This is a genomic window from Allolucifera butyrica (assembly GCF_900476375.1).
Taxonomy (GTDB): domain Bacteria; phylum Bacillota; class Negativicutes; order Sporomusales; family UPPP01; genus Lucifera; species Lucifera butyrica.
In genome coordinates, this window is the sequence record NZ_UPPP01000002.1 from 1 (window position 1) to 1,617 (window position 1,617).

At 38.0% G+C, this 1,617-nt stretch carries 1 protein-coding gene and 1 pseudogene; both read right to left on the reverse strand.

Features of this window, described 5'->3' with window-relative positions:
* Window positions 1–846 (reverse strand): annotated as a pseudogene (locus LUCIF_RS00010) (IS3 family transposase); the annotation flags it as partial.
* A gap of 17 nt (window positions 847–863) precedes the next feature.
* A complete protein-coding gene (locus LUCIF_RS00015) occupies window positions 864–1,547 on the reverse strand; it encodes a helix-turn-helix domain-containing protein (protein WP_122625858.1) in 684 nt (227 codons plus the stop codon).
* Between the last annotated feature and the right edge of the window lie 70 nt (window positions 1,548–1,617).

Consider the following 1,617-nt stretch of genomic DNA (forward strand, 5'->3'; position numbering starts at 1 on the left):
TCTGTACTCTAGCGGAGCCATACAGTTCAGTCGCTTTTGATAACGATGGTTATTGTAGTACGATATGTATTCACTGATTGCATCTTCCAACTCATCGTATGAACGGAACTTTTTTAGATAATACATCTCTGATTTCATCATTCCCCAGAATGCTTCCATGGGACCGTTGTCTATGCATCTTGAAACCCTGGACATGCTTTGTGTCATCTCTGCATCAACAAGCTTTTTATGAAAAGTCTTACTTGTATACTGAAATCCCCTGTCACTATGAAAGAGAGGGGTTACATCCGGATATTCTTTATGAGCTATGTCAAAAGTCTTGAAAACAAGTTCATTATTGTTTGAATGACCAAGCACAAAAGCGACAATGCTTTTATCTCCCAAATCCAATATTGCGCTTAAATATGCTTTTTGTTCAAGACCATACTTCATCTCTGTCACATCAGTAAGCCATTTTTCTCCAAAACGATCTGCTGAAAACTCTCTATTAAGGATATTTTCAGCGGTAATTTCAGGTGTAGACTGGATATATTTCTTTCTTTTTCTACGGCATACAGACTGAAGGTGTAATATTTTCATTAGTCTGTAAATCCGCTTATGATTCACAGTAAGGTTATGTTCGCGGTTAAGCTTGATAGCCATTTGTCGATATCCTAAAATACCGTTGCGTTCCTGATAAGCATCTTTAATCAGAGGAATCAATTCTTTGTTCATCTGTTCATTAGCATTTTCGTTTCTCTTTAGCCATTTATAATAAGAAGATCTTTGTATGCCTGCGATTTCACAGAGTTTCTGTATTGGATAGGTTGCTGTATCATGAAGTTCTCGGATTGCAAGATAAATGGCTTCATGTTTTACCTGGCTTAGAACCGCCGCCTTTCTATTTTCTCGAGCTTTTTTAAAAAGTCTATCTCCATTTGCTGCCTTTTGTTTTTGGCTTCAAGAAGTTTGTTTTCGGCCTTTAGTTTCTCAATTTCGGACATTACATCCAAGGTCTTTCTTTTGCCACGTTTATCTTGCAACGCTTGAACACCATTCGTTTCATACTTGGTAGTCCAACTATAAACCTGCTGATAAGAGACCTGGTGTTTTTGTGCCGTTTTAGCATAGTTATTCTGTTGCTCGATACAATATTTAACGATTTCGACTCTTTCCTCATAAGTTGTTTTGCGACCTTTGGTCATGATGGGGGCTCCTCCCGTTCCAGAAGATTTTAACTCCTCATGACCATTATACTTTGAAACCCAGTCTTGCAGTTGACAGGTTGATTTAATCCCGTATTTTTTGCAAAGATTTCTGTAAGAACCGGTACCAGCCAAATAATCCATTACAGCTGCTTCTTTCAACGTCGGCGAGTAGTGCATGTTTTTTGATGTTTCTATTAATCCTTCTGGCCCCAAAGACTGATACGTTATTAACCACCGCTTAACAGCCCAATAGCTAACTTTTAATTGCTTTGCCAGATGTGTTAATGAATTCTCATGCCGCAAATACTTTTCAATTGCATCGATACGTTCTTCATAAGAAACTGAAAACTTTCGACCCATAAAAATACGCTCCTCCTTATGGTAAACAGTTTTTTTATTTCAACTGTCTACCACAAGGGGAGCATATCAG